Annotated in this window: 12 protein-coding genes and 1 tRNA gene; 7 read left to right on the plus strand and 6 right to left on the minus strand. The window is 64.0% G+C overall.

Going from position 1 to position 14,353, the window contains the following annotated elements; genetic code table 11:
* Positions 1 to 57: 57 nt before the first annotated feature.
* Together AC0L3J_RS23970 and mobB are read right to left on the minus strand one after the other, a co-directional pair.
* Positions 58 to 1,314 (minus strand): molybdopterin molybdotransferase MoeA, encoded by a 1,257-nt coding sequence (locus tag AC0L3J_RS23970; RefSeq protein WP_473348494.1) that lies wholly within the window; start codon positions 1,312 to 1,314, stop codon positions 58 to 60.
* A 9-nt stretch (positions 1,315 to 1,323) separates the two neighbouring features.
* A complete protein-coding gene (mobB, locus tag AC0L3J_RS23975) occupies positions 1,324 to 1,851 on the minus strand; it encodes a molybdopterin-guanine dinucleotide biosynthesis protein B (protein ID WP_473348495.1) in 528 nt (175 codons plus the stop codon).
* A 208-nt stretch (positions 1,852 to 2,059) separates the two neighbouring features.
* On the opposite strand from mobB, the gene fdhD reads away from it, so the two are divergent.
* Both fdhD and mobA read left to right on the plus strand, forming a co-directional pair.
* Positions 2,060 to 2,950 (plus strand): formate dehydrogenase accessory sulfurtransferase FdhD, encoded by an 891-nt coding sequence (fdhD, locus tag AC0L3J_RS23980; protein ID WP_473348577.1) that lies wholly within the window; start codon positions 2,060 to 2,062, stop codon positions 2,948 to 2,950.
* Positions 2,895 to 3,572 (plus strand): molybdenum cofactor guanylyltransferase MobA, encoded by a 678-nt coding sequence (gene mobA / locus AC0L3J_RS23985; RefSeq protein ID WP_473348496.1) that lies wholly within the window; start codon positions 2,895 to 2,897, stop codon positions 3,570 to 3,572. The genes fdhD and mobA overlap by 56 nt, the downstream gene beginning before the upstream one ends.
* A 7-nt stretch (positions 3,573 to 3,579) precedes the next feature.
* On the opposite strand, the gene AC0L3J_RS23990 is transcribed toward mobA, so the two are convergent.
* The 3 genes from AC0L3J_RS23990 to AC0L3J_RS24000 are packed head-to-tail and all read right to left on the minus strand — an operon-like array spanning position 3,580 to position 7,536.
* Positions 3,580 to 5,529 carry a molybdopterin biosynthesis protein gene (locus tag AC0L3J_RS23990; protein ID WP_473348497.1) on the minus strand — a complete coding sequence of 650 codons (1,950 nt, stop codon included), beginning with the start codon at positions 5,527 to 5,529 and terminating at the stop codon, positions 3,580 to 3,582.
* A 12-nt stretch (positions 5,530 to 5,541) separates the two neighbouring features.
* Positions 5,542 to 6,648, minus strand: a complete 1,107-nt coding sequence (locus AC0L3J_RS23995; RefSeq protein WP_473348498.1) for a molybdopterin-binding protein — start codon at positions 6,646 to 6,648, stop codon at positions 5,542 to 5,544.
* Between the two features lie 54 nt (positions 6,649 to 6,702).
* Complete coding sequence (locus AC0L3J_RS24000) at positions 6,703 to 7,536, minus strand: ABC transporter substrate-binding protein (protein ID WP_473348499.1); 834 nt, start codon at positions 7,534 to 7,536, stop codon at positions 6,703 to 6,705.
* Between the two features lie 405 nt (positions 7,537 to 7,941).
* Between AC0L3J_RS24000 and AC0L3J_RS24005 the strand changes: the two genes are divergently transcribed.
* Positions 7,942 to 8,835: a substrate-binding domain-containing protein gene (locus tag AC0L3J_RS24005; RefSeq protein ID WP_473348500.1), complete on the plus strand. Its 894-nt coding sequence runs from the start codon at positions 7,942 to 7,944 to the stop codon at positions 8,833 to 8,835.
* Between the two features lie 100 nt (positions 8,836 to 8,935).
* A complete protein-coding gene (locus AC0L3J_RS24010) occupies positions 8,936 to 10,162 on the plus strand; it encodes an ABC transporter substrate-binding protein (protein ID WP_473348501.1) in 1,227 nt (408 codons plus the stop codon).
* 184 nt (positions 10,163 to 10,346) lie between these two features.
* On the opposite strand, the gene AC0L3J_RS24015 is transcribed toward AC0L3J_RS24010, so the two are convergent.
* The gene (locus tag AC0L3J_RS24015) at positions 10,347 to 11,324 is read right to left on the minus strand and encodes a TAXI family TRAP transporter solute-binding subunit (RefSeq protein ID WP_473348502.1); all 978 of its coding nucleotides are present in this window, start codon (positions 11,322 to 11,324) and stop codon (positions 10,347 to 10,349) included.
* Positions 11,325 to 11,431: 107 nt separating this feature from the next.
* On the opposite strand from AC0L3J_RS24015, the gene AC0L3J_RS24020 reads away from it, so the two are divergent.
* From AC0L3J_RS24020 to AC0L3J_RS24030, 3 genes are all read left to right on the plus strand, one after another.
* Entirely contained in the window at positions 11,432 to 12,406 is a 975-nt protein-coding gene (locus tag AC0L3J_RS24020; protein ID WP_473348503.1) for a Bug family tripartite tricarboxylate transporter substrate binding protein, read from the plus strand.
* 380 nt (positions 12,407 to 12,786) lie between these two features.
* Positions 12,787 to 12,862, plus strand: a tRNA-Ile gene (locus AC0L3J_RS24025).
* 111 nt (positions 12,863 to 12,973) lie between these two features.
* Positions 12,974 to 14,188, plus strand: coding sequence for a hypothetical protein (locus AC0L3J_RS24030; protein ID WP_473348504.1), 1,215 nt, complete (start codon positions 12,974 to 12,976; stop codon positions 14,186 to 14,188).
* The last annotated feature ends 165 nt before the right edge of the window (positions 14,189 to 14,353 follow it).

The following is a 14,353-nucleotide window of genomic DNA, read 5'->3' on the forward strand; positions in this document are numbered from 1 at the left end:
ATGGCGGGAGGGGTCGATGGCGTCAACGCCAGGACAGCGCCAACATAGCACCCAGACTCAGAGCAAATCGGCATAGGACAGGAAACCCACGCTCTGCCCCGGCTCGACACGCGTAACCTCCTCATCGAGCTCGACGAGGCCGTCGGTGTCGACCAGAGAGGACAACAGGCCCGCGCCCTCGCGTGGAAACTTGATGGCCTCGAGTGCGCCGTCCTGCATGCGCCGCAAGGAGGCGCGAACATATTCGCGACGCCCCGCCTTCTTCTTGTAGGTGAACGCCGCGCGCACCGGGATCGGCAACGGCGGCGCCTGCAGGCTGCCCGCAAGCGCCAGCACCGTCGGCCGCACCACATGCACGAAAGTGACGAAACTCGCGACGGGATTGCCCGGCAATGCGATCAGCGGCGTGCCCTCGATGATGCCCATCGCCACAGGCCGTCCCGGCTTGATCGCCATCCGCCACAACACCAGCGAGCCGATGCTCTCGACTGCCGCCTTGACGTGATCCTCTTCCCCGGTCGAGACGCCGCCGGTGGTGAGGATCAGATCATGCGTGCCGGCGACTTGCTTGAGGCCATTCGCAAGCGAGATACGTTCGTCGCGCAAAATGCCGAGATCGCTGACGTGGCAGCCGAGCCGGCGCAGCATCGCCATCAGCATGAAGCGGTTGGAGTCGAACAGCTGCGAGGCCGCGCGCGGCTCGCCGGGCGAGGCCAGTTCGTCACCGGTCGAGAACACCGCGACACGGATGCGCCTGACGACGTCGAGCCTGACCAGGCCGAACGCCGCCGCGAGGGCGACATGCTGCGGCAGCAAGCGCTGGCCTGCGCGCAGCGCAATGTGGCCTTGGGGAATGTCCTCTCCCGCAGGGCGGACATTCGCACCCTGCTTCAGGCCCGGCGGCAGCACAATTCGGCCGGTATCGTCGACGCGGACGTCTTCCTGCATGAACACGGTTTCGGCATCCGGCGGCATCGGCGCGCCGGTGAAAATGCGCGCGGTGTGGCCGGCCTTGATCGGCGCCAGTGCCAGACCGCCGGCCTGAATGCGGCCGTCGAGCGGGAGTGCCCGCTCGGCGCTATCAGGAAGATCTGCGTTGCGCACGGCGTAGCCGTCAACAGCGGAATTGGTGAAGGGCGGCAACGGCAGCGGCGCCGCGATATCGCGGGCCAGCACCCGCCCATCAGCATCGATGAGCGACACGGTTTCGAGATCGACAATCGCGTTGACGCGCGTCGTGATCAGGCCAACGGCCTCGTTGACCGACATCATCGGTCCGCCAAAGGCAAAACAATCGTCCGACAATTGCGCCATGGTGCCTCGTCAGCGCATCGCAGCGCTTTTCGCGACCGCTTCCTCGACCGGCATCGCCGCGCGCAGCAGCAATTCCGCGGCGGCGGCGATATCGTCGAGATGGACCGTCGGCAGTCGGGTTTCAATGGCGACATCGGCCGCGATCCCGAAAATTCCGGGATCATCGGGAAACAGCAGCGGCTTGTCGTTGGCGGCGCGATGCACTTCGATCTTGCGATGTGGCTCGCGCTTGAAACCCTCGACCACGACGAGATCGACGGCCGACAATTTGCTCAACAGTTCCGGCAGACGCGGCTCCGCCGCTCCGCGTAATTCGTGCATCAGCACCCAGCGATTTGACGAAGCAACCAGCACCTCGGCCGCGCCGGCCTCGCGATGGCGCCAGGAATCCTTGCCGGGCACGTCGACGTCGAACTGGTGATGCGCATGCTTGATGACAGAGACGCGCAAGCCAAGCGCATTGAAATGCGGGATCAGCCGCGTCAACAACGTGGTCTTGCCCGCACCGCTCCAGCCTGCAAGGCCGATGACTTTCATTCCAGCTCCGTCTCCGCCAGCGACACGGTCCTTGATGGAACCACCCTCTCCTCCGTCATTGCGAGCGCAGCGAAGCAATCCAGGAATGCGTCCGCGGCGGCAGCCTGGATTGCTTCGCTTCGCTCGCAATGACGAATAGGCGGCATTTCGTTCTCTCGCCAGCATGCTTATATCGGCTTGACCCGAATGTCATGCTAACCTCGCGGCCATCATGAAGATCGACAAAGCCCCAGCGCCCCTGATCGTCCCTGACACCGACGACCCGCGCCTCACCGAGAGCGTGACCGGGACCGACCAGTCCGGCGCCAGGATCGAGATCAAGGTGCCGGTGGAGCGCCCACTGACGCTCTACCTGAATTCGCAGGAGATCGTCACCATGATGACGATCGGCGACTATCCGGAGTATCTGGCACTGGGCTATTTGCTCAACCAGAACATGCTGAAGTATAATGACAAGGTCACCGAGGTCGAATACGACGACGACCTTCAGGTGGTGGTGGTGCGCACCGAACACCACACCAATTTCGAAGCCAAGCTGAAGAAGCGCACGCAGACCTCGGGCTGCGCGCAGGGCACGGCCTTCGGCGATCTGCTGGAGGCGGTCGAGAGCGTGGCGTTGCCGAAGGCAGAGCTGCGCACTTCCTGGCTCTACCAGATGACTCAGACCATCAACACCATGCCCTCGCTCTATCTAGAGGCCGGTGCGATCCACGGCTGCGTGCTGTGCAGAGAGGGCGAGCCGCTCTGCTACACCGAGGATGTCGGCCGTCACAACGCCGTCGACAAGATCGCGGGCTGGATGTACCGCCACGGCGTCGATGCATCCGACAAGATCCTTTATACCACCGGACGGCTCACCTCTGAGATGGTGATCAAGACGGTCCGCATGGGAATTCCGATTTTGGTGTCGCGCTCCGGCTTCACCGCCTGGGGCGTCGATCTCGCCCGGCAGGTGGGCTTGACGCTGGTCGGCCGCGCGCGCGGCAAACGGTTCATCGCGTTGGCGGGGGCAGAGCGCATCGTCTACGACCAGAACCTCGCTTATGTCGAGGAGGAATCGGCCAAGCACAAGCGCAAGGGTGAAAGTAGTGACGATTAACTTTCCGACCACGCAAGGCGTGCTGCTCGCCGGCGGCCTCGCGCGGCGCATGGGCGGCGGCGACAAGCCGATGCGCACCATTGGCGGCCGTACCATCCTGGAACGCGTAATCGCACGCCTGAAGCCGCAGTGCAGCGGCCTGATCCTCAATGCCAACGGCGATCCCGACCGCTTCGCTGCGTTCGATTTGCAGGTCGTCGCAGACGACGTGCCCGGCTTTCCCGGTCCGCTCGCCGGCATCCTTGCCGCGCTCGACTGGACCGCGGCGAACCGGCCCGAGATGGAATGGGTGCTCAGTGCCGCCGGCGACTGCCCGTTCCTGCCGCGAAATTTGATCGCGCGCTTGCATGAAGAACGCATCGCGGCGAATGCCGAGCTCGCCGTTGCGGCGTCAGGCGGCCAGTCGCATCCGGTGATCGGCTTGTGGCGGGTTGGCTTGCGCGACGAACTGCGTCACGCGCTGGTGGTCGAGGACCTCCGCAAGATCGACCGCTGGACCGCGCGTTATCCGCTCGCGACCGTGACGTGGCCGACGGAGCCGCTCGATCCGTTCTTCAATGCCAACACGGTCGAGGATATCGCGGAAGCCGAGCGGCTGGCCGCACTGGATGCGGCGTCCTAACCAGGCTCTACGCCGGCCGGAATCCGGCCCGCTCCAGCGCGGCGCGCGCTTCGTCCGAACCGAGTGCGGCGAGAAAGGCTTGCACCGCAGGACGCTGCTTGCGCGCCGTGACCAGCGCGAAGTCATAATGTTCCTCCGCGAGCGGAATGAAACCGAGGCCGACCGCGTTGGCGACCGGCGCAATGGTCATGCCCCAGTCGGCGCGGTGCTGTGCGACCGCCGCGGCCACCGCGTTGTGCGAGCGCGGCTGGTTCCAATAGCCGTCCGGGCGCGCACCACCGAGCAACCGGTCGATCAGGATGCGCGTGCCGGCGCCCTGGTTGCGGTTGACCATGATGCAGGAGGGATCAGCGAGCGCCGCGGCGACGGCGTCCTTCGCGCTGTCGCCTTCGAAACGCTTGTCGCCCTTGCGAAACACGATGCCCTGCATCCGCCGCCAGCCCGGCACGAGTTCGAGCCCTTCGACGAGGTAAGGCGTATTGTAAGTCTCGCTCTTGTCGTCGAACAGATGGATCGGCGCCAGATCGCATTCGCCGCGCCGTGCCGCCGCAAGTCCGCCCAGACTGCCGACCGCGATCGAACGCACGGTCAGGCCGGCGTGCGCGAGTTGCGCCGTGACAAGATCGAGGCCGGTGCAATGGCTGCCGACGATGACGAGATCGGGCACCCGCACATGCGGCGTGAACAGCGTCACCTCGGCCTCAGTCCCGGCCGGCATCTGGTCGGCGAGCGCGTCGATGCGCAGAAAACCGTCAGCCTGCGCGAACGACGTGATCGCACCGGACCCCTTGCCGGAGGGATAGGCGATCAAGCCGTCCTTGCCATCGACCAGCGAGACCATGACGAATTCAGTGCGGCCGAGCTCGGAAGCAATGCGCACCGGCACAGTCGCGCTCACCCTGGCATCAGAACGCGGCGGCAGTCCGGCCATCTTGCGCAGCACCGGCACGATCATGTCGTGAAAGGTGAACATCGCCGAGGTCGGAAAACCCGGCAGGATCACGACCGGCTTGCCGTCGCACACCGCTAGGCACAGCGGCTTGCCGGGCTTGAGCGCAATGCCATGCGCGATGATGCCGGGCTTGCCGAGCCGGCCGATGATGCGATGGGAGAGATCGCCGGCGCCTTTCGACGTGCCGCCGGAGAGCACCAGCATGTCAGCGTCCGCCAGCGCACGCCGCATGGCGGCTTCGAGCTGGGCTTCGTCATCGGGAATGGCGCCGAGGAAAACCGCCTCTCCGCCGTTCTCGTCGATCGCAGCAGTGACGATCGCGCCGTTGGTGTCGTAGATCGCAGCAGGCGCGAGCACCTCGCCCGGCTGAACCAGTTCATCGCCGGTGGAGATCACGGCCACACGAGGTTTGCGCACGACGCGCACCTCGGCAAGACCGCAGGCCGCCAGCATGCCGACCTCGCGCGAGCCGATGATCGTGCCGGCGCGCAGTAGCGCCTCACCGCGCGCAATATCGGACCCCGCGTAGGATATGAATTGCCCGGGCGAGGCGGCGCGACGGACGTCGATCGCGCCCGATCCCGCCGGCTCGGTATGCTCGACCATGACCACGGCATCGGCGCCGCGCGGCAGCGGACCGCCGGTGGCAATCGACGTTGCCGTTCCCGCGGCGACTTGCAGCGCCGGTACGGTGCCGCAGTGAATGGTCTCGCCATTCAACCCGAGGCGCACCGGCGCACCTTCGCCGGCCGTCGCAAGGTCCGCCGAGCGCACCGCGAACCCGTCGACATTGGAACGGTCGAACGGCGGCACGTCGATCGGCGCAGTGATGTCTTCAGCGAGCGACGCACCGAGCGCAGCACCGAGTTTGCGCGGTTCGCTCAAAAGAGCGCGCGGGAACAGCGCGGCCTCGAAGCGAGCCAGGGCCTCCTCGCGGGAAAGGATTTTGAGGAACTGTTCCTGTTCGAGCGCGCTACGGACTTGCGATTGCGGGATCATGGTCATGCTAAACCCACATCATTCCCGCATCAGATAGGCATCGACCGGCGCGCCCGCTGCAAATCCCTCGTGACTGGCGGGAACAAGCAGCCATGCATCCGCGCGGGCAATTGCCTGGAGCGGCCATTCTCCTACCGCAAGTGGCACCCACCCATGATGTTCCTCGGCCAGCAGGACCATTTCCGCGATGCCGACGCTGGATGCAATTTTTCGCGCGAGCGGCAAGGCTATCTGTCGGCGCGGCAGCCGCGCCGACAAAAGATCGATGAGCGGCAGCACGAGCGCGAGCCAGACCGCGAGCGCGTGATCCGGCGATCCGGGCAAGGCGACAACAGAAATCGTTCCGAGCCGCCCGATCGCGGCGGTGCGTCCGGGCTGGAGCGCAAGACCATGGGCGATCACGTCACCATGCCGGGCCAGCGCCGTGACCGCAGCATCGTTGCGACCGACACCGCTGCCGCCGATCGTCAGCAGGAGATCGCAGGTGGGCGCACCGAACGCCCCCGCAATCGATTCCGCGTCTCGCGCGCCGGCCTCGCTCGTTTGCACATCCAGTCCTGCGGCGCGTGCGATGTCCGCAATCAGATGCATGGTCAGCGTTGCACCTGGTACATTGATGATGCGCAGTCGCGGACGGCGCACGCTCAGCCGGTCCAGTCCGGCGGCACGCGCGAGCAACAGAGCGGCAGGACCAAGCGGATTCCCCTCTGCCGCGGCAGGCGTTCGTCCGTCGATATCGCTTCCCGCACGCCTGACGCCCTGCCCCGGCACGCCCTCCGCCAACACCTGGGCGAGCGGACCAGACACCTCGACCGCGTCGGCATCGAGCACGCAGCCGCATCCCGCCGGCATCGCGTCTCCGGCATCGACCCAGGCGGGCGCTGTTGCGAGAGGCAGCGGCGAATAAGAGGACGCGCCGACCAGATCATTGGCGCATAACGCCCAGCCGTCCGCGGCAGCGACGTCACGAGACGGTCGGGCTGGGAGCAGCGGATTGCCCGCCGCGATGCAGCCGGCCGCTTCGCTCAGCGGCAACTCCATCGGCGCGAGCGAATCAAGCCCCTTCAGCAACGCGGCGAGTGCGGCGTCGAGCGGCGTCAGTGATGGCGGCAGGCGCTGGGTCATGCGCCATGATGGATCATGCATCGCCCGGTTTGGCAACCACTGGCGATACGAAGGTCAGCCGCCCGATTTGTCCGCATTGGGGAAGAACAGCTGCTGTCCGTCGACCTTGTATCCGGCGATCGCCGCCTGTCCGTTGGGCGAGATCAGCCAGTCGACGAAATCCTGCCCCAGCTCCTTCTTCACGTTCGGAAACTTCGCGGGGTTCACCAGCATCACGCCGTACTGATTGAGCAGACGCTTGTCGCCTTCGACCACGATGTCGAGATCGCCGCGCTCCCGAAAAGCGATCCAGCTGCCGCGGTCGGACAGCACATAGGCGTTCGCCACGCGCGCTGCATCGAGGGCGGAAGCCATGTCCTGCTTGGCCTCGCGGTACCAGGCCCCCTTGGTGCGGGCGATGTCGATGCCGGCGACGATCCAGAGCGCGAGCTCCGCGGCATGCGTGCCCGAGCGGTCGCCGCGCGTCACGAACGGCGCGCCCTTGGCCTCGATCGCCTTCAGCGCGGTCGCGATGTCCTTGCCCTTGACGCCGGCGGGATCGCTTTTCGGCCCGATCAGCACATAGTCGTTGTACATCACGTCGAAGCGCTTCGCGGCAAAACCGTCGGCAACGAATTTCTCCTCCTGCGGCCGTGCATGCATCAGCACGACGTCGACTTCGCCCCTTCGTGCCCCCTCGAGCACCTCGTCGGCGCGCCGCGCGATCACGGTCACCTCGATGCCGGTCTTGTCACGGAAGATCGGCAGCAGGTAATCGAGCAGGCCGGACTCCTGCGTCGCGGAGGTCGTGGCGAGCACGATGGCGCGGTCCTCCGCGGATGACGCCGCAACGCTCGCGGCGAGGCCGCAGAGAAGCGCGAGTGCAACGGAGAGGCGGCGGACGGCCATGATCGGGTTCCCACTGGCTATGACGCGATCATGATGATGATCGATTGCGCCGCACTCGTGACGCGTTTGCTCGTTGCAGCGTCGGATGCGGACAACAAAAGATAGAGCGCGCGTCAAACCACTACCGGCGACAGATTTTATCTGTCCGCGTCGCGCGCCGACGACTCGGGAAATCTCGGCAACGCGCGGAGCGGCATATGCCCATTGCAGTTGCGCGCGCGACTGCCCGCAAGAATGGCACCACGCGAGCGATTCAGGATCGTTCACCAAAGCAGAGATCGCGCGTGGGGATGTGTTGCAAAGCAGCGAGATGATCAGGCATGGTCGTCACGGACAAAACTTGAAATGCAGATTCCACCTGCGTCGAGCACCAAAAAGAAGCAAGAATTTGCATAGGAATGCAGGATGGAATTCCTGACGACCAGCGAAGCCGCCGACTATCTTCGGCTCGGCGAACGCAAGCTGTACGAACTCGTCACCACCGGCGCGATCCCATGCACCAAGGTGACCGGCAAATGGCTCTTCCCGCGGCACGAGCTCGACCTCTGGGTGCTGTCCGGACTGGCGCGTCCGGCCGGCATGTTGATCGCTGAGCCGCCGCCGGTCGTCGGCGGCAGCCAGGACGAGCTGCTGGATTGGGGTCTGCGCGAATCCGGCTCGGGCCTGGGATCGATGAGCGAGGGCAGCGCGCGCGGGCTCGAGCGCTTGCAGCGAGACGAGGTGATGGCCGTGGCAATGCACTTCCACAGCCTCGATGCCGACGGCAATCTCGCCGCCGACGCCAATGCAACGGTCCTGCGTGACGCTCCGGACCTGCATGATGCATTGCTGGTCGCGTTCGTGCGCCGCGAGCAGGGTCTCGTGCTGGCGCCGGGCAATCCCAAGCGGCTGCGCGGCCTTTCCGACGTGCTCGCGCTCGGGGCCAGGATGGCGATGCGGCAACAGGGCACGGGCGCGCAGATGCTGCTCGATGTGCTGCTCAAGCGCGCCGGCGCCTCGACGCGCGATTTGCGCCGGATCGAGACGCCCGCCCTGACCGGGCCGGATCTCGCCGAGATCGTCCGCGCGGGACAAGCCGATTGCGGAATCGCGACGCGTGCGTCGGCGCGCTCGGCCGGCCTCGATTTCGTGCCGCTGGTCTGGGAGAATTTTGACCTCGCGATGCGGCAGCGCAGCTATTTCCGCCCCGCCATGCAGGGCCTGATCCGGTTCCTCAGCGAAAAGCGGTTGCTCCAGCGCGCCGAGGAGCTGACCGGCTACGATCCCTCCCCCGCCGGACAAATCCGCTTCGCCGCCTGACGTTGACGCCCGCCCCCGAATAGTTGCAAAAGAAACCAATTCAGCCGGGCCATACCCGGAGGGCACACCGGCCAACGCGCCGGATCAGGGGAGGATAAGCATGAAGCCAACGAGATTTGGACTGCCGGTCGCTGCCGGCTTTGCAGCGACATTCCTGGCAGCGCTGCTGCCGGGCGCCGCGATGGCGCAGGTGTCCGACGAAATCGTCAAGATCGGCGTGCTCACCGACATGAACGGTCCGGCCTCGGCGCCGACCGGCCAAGGCTCGGTGACGGCGGCGCAGATGGCGATCGACGATTTCGGCGGCACCGTGCTCGGCAAGCCGATCAGCATCGTCGTCGGCGACCACCAGCTCAAGGCCGACATCGGTGGCGCGATTGCGCGGCGCTGGTACGACGTCGACCAGGTCGATCTGATCGTCGACGTACCGGTCTCCGCCGTCGGGCTCGCGGTGCAGAACATGGCCAACGAGAAGAAGCGGCTGTTCATCACCCACTCGACCGGCACCGCGGATTTCCACGGCAAGTTCTGCTCGCCCTACGCGATCCAGTGGGTGTTCGACACCCGCGCGCTCGCGGTCGGCACCGCGGACGCGGTGGTCAAGCGCGGCGGCGACAGCTGGTTCTTCATCACCGACGACTATGCCTTCGGCCATTCGCTGGAGCGCGACGCCTCCGCGGTCGTGACCGCCAATGGCGGCAAGGTGCTGGGCTCGGTGAAACCCCCGCTGGCCACGCCCGACCTCTCCTCGTTCGTGCTGCAGGCGCAGTCCTCCAAGGCCAAGATCATCGGCATCGCGGCGGGTCCGCCCAACAACATGAACGAGATCAAGACCGGCTCCGAATTCGGCGTGTTCAAGGGCGGCCAGCAGATGGCGGCGCTGCTGGCGCTGATCACCGACATTCATGGCCTCGGTTTGCAGGCGGCCCAAGGGCTGTTGCTGACGACGTCGTTCTATTGGGATATGGACGACAAAACCCGCGAATGGTCGAAGCGCTACTTCGCCAAGATGAACAAGATGCCGTCGATGTGGCAGGCCGGCGTCTATTCGAGCGTGATGCACTATCTCAACGCCATCAAGGACACCGGCACCGACGATCCGCTCAAGGTCGCGGCGAAGATGCGGGAAAAGCCGATCGAGGATTTCTTCGCCCGCAACGGCCGCTTACGCGATGACAATCTGATGGTGCACGACCTCTGGCTGGTGCAGGTGAAGACGCCGGAGGAGAGCAAATATCCGTGGGACTATTACAAGATCCTCACGACGATCTCGGGCGACAAGGCCTTCGGTCCGCCGGACCCGGCATGTGCGATGGCGAAGAAGTGAGGGTGTAGCGAAGCCGCGCTGACGGTGTACCTTCTCCCCTTGCGGGAGAGGGTGGATTCGCGAAGCGAAGCCGGGTGAGGGGTATCTCTCCGCTCGACCAGCTCTCGCTGAATTCGCGGAGAGATACCCCTCATCCGGCGCTTCGCGCCACCTTCTCCCACAGGGGGAGAAGGAAGGAAGTGCCCTACTTCAGCACTCCGATTTCGCGGAAGTATTTTGCGACGCCCGGGTGGATCAGCTCCGGCTTCGGCGCGGCGGCGACCGTGTTCGCGGCCGTGGTCTCGCAGGCTTGCGCGAGCTGCTTGCAGAATGTCGGCTCGACACCGTGAAGCGTCTTCGCCAGACGATAGGCGACATCGTCGGGCAGATCTTCGCGCGTCAGCACAAAACTCCAGGACCCCAGCGAGGCGATCGGCTCGGATTGTTTCGGGTAGCTGCCGGCCGGCACGGTGAGCGGCTTCAGGAACGCATGCTTGGCGCGGATGCGGGTGATGTCCTCGGCGCTGGGCGCGATGAAGCGCGCGCCTGACGCGCTCGAGGCTACCGCCGCAAAGCCGGGCCAACCGATGCCGGCGCCCCAGAGTGCTGCGACGCGGCCATCCTCGACCATCGCGGGGCCGTCGCCGGCGCGGTCGAGATAGATCGCCTTGAAATCCTCGTCCTGCTTCAAGCCGAGCCCATCGAGCACATAGCGCGCCAGGATCGGCAGGCCCGAGCCCTTGGCGCCGAACGCGACGGGCTGGCCGACGAGATCGCGAATGGTCTTGTAGGGACTGTCCGCGCGCACCACGAACATGCCGGGGTTGGAATAGATCGCGGTCAGAATCTTCAGCGTGACCTTCGCACGGCCGATGCCGGCGAAGGCTTCATAGGCCGGCTCGCCCGCGACCAGCGCGAGATCGAGCTCGCCTTTTTCCAGCAGCGGAATGTTCTCGTTGCTGCCCTTGGTGTTGCGCGGGGCGATGATCACTTGCGGATCGGCCGCGTTCATCGCTTGCGCAAAGGCGTTGCCATAGAGCGGAAAGCCGCCGCCGGGCGTCGCGGTGCCCAAGCTGATCGTCAGGGCGGGAGTCGTGGTCGGAATGGCGTTGCCTCCGGTTTGAGCGGCGGCGGGGCTGACCAGCAGCGCCGCGCCGAGAACAAGGGTGATCGCGAATCTCATGGTCGGTCCCGGCGGGGGCGCGTCAACATCGACTTGCGGCGATGTAGGCAGCGCCCCGTTTTTGTGAAAGCATGCAGCCCAACGACAATAGAACAATGGGAGGCGTCATGTTGCGAATTTTGCGTAACAGTGTTTTCGGGCTGGTTTTCCTTTCAACGCTGTTGGGCGCCGCACCTCCCGCCTCCGCCGCTTATCCCGACCGTCCCGTGCACTGGATCATCGGCTTCTCCGCCGGCGGCCCGGTCGACATCGTGGCGCGGATCATGGCGAACTGGCTGTCGGACCGCTTCGGCCAGCAATTCATCGTGGAGAACCGCGCCGGCTCCGGCGGCAACATCGCGGCCGGCGCCGCGATCAACTCGCCGCCGGACGGCTACACGCTGCTGTTCGTCGCGCCCAACAACGCGATCTCGACCTCGCTCTACAAGAAGCTGCCGTTCGACTTTTTGCGCGACACGGTGCCGGTGGCCAGCATCATGCAGCTCACCAACATGCTGGTCGTCTCCAACGCGTTCCCGGCGAAGACGGTTCAGGAGTTCATCGACTACTGCAAGGCCAATCCCGGCAAGATCTCCTTTGCTTCCTCTGGCAACGGCACCTCGGTGCACATGTCGGCGGAGCTGTTCAAGGTGATGACCCAGTGCGACATGGTGCACGTGCCTTATCGGGGATCTGCGATCGCGTTCCCCGACATCATCTCCAACAAGGTGCAGTTGATCTTCGACAACCTCCCCTCCGCGATGGAGCAGGCCAAGGGCGGCAATGTCCGCGCGCTCGGCGTGACCTCGCCGCAGCGCTGGCCGAGCGTGCCTGACGTGCCCACGATCGCCGAGACGGTGCCCGGCTTCGAATCGGTCGGCTTCTACGGCATCTCCGCGCCGAAGGGCACGCCGGCCGACGTGATCGAGATCCTCAACAAGGCCGTCAACGAGGCGCTGAAGGACCCGAAGCTGGTCGCGCGCCTCACCGAGACCGGCGGCATCCCCAAGCCGATGACGCCGGCCGAGTTCGGCAAGCTGGTCACCGACGAGACCGAGAAGTGGCGCAAGGTGGTGGAGTTCGCCGGCGTGTCGGTGGACTAGGCCTGTGGAACTGCCGCGCGCCTGCAGCGCGCCAACGCGACATCGGAGGGGATCGGAAGACCCCCTCCCAACAAAAGGTGCGAAAACAACCCCATGCACAGTAGAAAGATCTTGGGATCACAAGGGGTTACGGAATCAACAACGACCCCCCCTTGGCGCGATTGCCAGAGGGCGGGGCGAAGGCTCGGCGAGGTGGGCTTGCGCCGTCGGGCAAAACAGGATTATAAGGGCATCATCGCCAATTTCGGTTATTCAAAAATCTTAGCCTTTGCCGCCCCGACGTTTCCAACCGCCGGAGCCAGCATTGCACCCCCGCCTCCGTCCCTGTAAACGAACCGCGCACCGTTGCCGGCCGCAGCTTTCGCGGCCGTCTCGCGGCGGGGCCTGTAGCTCAATGGTTAGAGCCGGCCGCTCATAACGGTCTGGTTGCAGGTTCGAGTCCTGCCGGGCCCACCAATGGTCTATTCGGCGCCTGGGCGAAGGCGGGGCGCGAAGCTAAATTGACAGGACCACCAACCCCTCGTTAAAGTTGTATTTTCTTTGTAGAAATTTGCCAAGGTGGTCCTCATGGACGACATTGTTTTATCCGCAACTGAGACCCCGCATGATGCGGCTCGTCCAAGCGTTTCCAAGAAACTCTTGCTTAAAAAGCTGATTATCCAGTTTGTCGCATTCTCAGCAGTTGCCTATGTCATTAGCGGTCTCTTTCTCTTCTGGATAGCCGATCAGTGGAGCGGCATCGTACGTGGCGGTTTTGTTGGGGTCTTATTCGCCAACATCCTCTTGATTGTCACGTGGGCGCTCTTTGGGGTGCTTGGATTCCGCTATCCGTCCGTATGGAAGTTGGCTGATCTAAACGTCTTAGTGCGGCCCAAAGAGCGCACAACGCTTGATATCATTGCAGAACTAGAGCGCCGGAATTGTCTTAGCGCGCCGGACCGCGGCTCGTTGGACCGGACAATTGTAATGCAACAGATAGACCAACGGGTCACTCGACTAAGGCAACAAGCGGGCATAATCCTCGGCGCGATAGCGATCGCATTGATCGCAGCGACACTGGTCGTGATTTTCGCTGGGCGGCTTACGAGCCTTGATGCTGCAGCGGTTAGCAACATCGACAAAGTCAAATCGGAGTTGAATACGACTGAAGAGGATCTAAACAAACTCTATAAGTTCCAGGGCATGTATGACGAATTGGAGCAACTCAAGCACCAGTACTCTGAGGCAAAGGATCCTGATGTATCGAGAGGCCTCAAACAATCGATCGCCGAAAAGGCTAAAGAGATTTCTGGCGTTCGTTATTTTGGTTCCGATCGCCTTACGCTAGAGCCTGAAAACGGCACCTCAGCAAAAGCGTTGATCGCGTCGCTCCAAGCGCGAGAATCTATCTTGAACGAACTATTGGCACAGGTGTTCAAGGCAGAGTTACTGGCCGAACACGGTTACAATGACTGGCGCTATCTCGGTGCGACCGCGATCACCCGCGTCGGAGTGGTGCTGATAATTGTCTTTCTTGTTCAGATCCTAATGGGCCTCTATCGGTACAATACGAGGCTCATTACTTACTACAACTCACGCCGCGATCTTCTCGCCTTGTGGGAGGGCGATCAGAAGAAGCTCCATGGACTAGCGACAGTCATGGCACCACCAACTTTCGACTTCGGTAAGGAGCCCAAGCATCCCTTGGAGGACATCATCAAAGCGGTGGGCGCTCACATGACTAAAACAAGTGGCGGACCATCAGCCCACAAGGAAACCAAGCTGAAAGACAAAGCTGAGTAGCGCGATGCGCGTTCTGATTTCCCAATCATCGCGCGGTACGAGTGCCGAATCAATGCTCCCGACCGGCGCGAATGATAAATGGTTACGGTGACAGTGCACTCAATGACTTCGGCCGCCTACGCGGGGTCGACACGAATTAAGTGCACTGTCACGGTATTCCCCGCA

This window comes from Bradyrhizobium sp. Kon37, from assembly GCF_055807535.1.